We start from the raw sequence: 223 nt of genomic DNA on the forward strand, positions 1-223 counted from the left end.
GTGTGTAAAGGGCGTAAGCGGACAAAAACGCCATACTCCCCTGCAATGTAGTTCAAACTAGGGAAGGATAACTCAAAAGCTAACACGATCCATATTAACATGCCTATTATCCCAAAAGCGATCATCGCATAAAGAAACAATTTGCTAATGGAATAATCATAACTCAAAGGCACATTTTCTTGCATGCAATACTCCTATTTGTAGTAAATTAGATCGGAAGAGC

The 223-nt window shown here is 38.6% G+C and carries 1 pseudogene; it reads right to left on the bottom strand.

Annotated elements, in window-relative coordinates:
• A pseudogene (locus BZK24_RS08665) lies at positions 1-185 on the bottom strand (cytochrome C oxidase Cbb3); the annotation flags it as partial.
• Between the last annotated feature and the right edge of the window lie 38 nt (positions 186-223).

It is taken from the genome of Helicobacter pylori, assembly GCF_001998165.1.
GTDB lineage: Bacteria > Campylobacterota > Campylobacteria > Campylobacterales > Helicobacteraceae > Helicobacter > Helicobacter pylori_DL.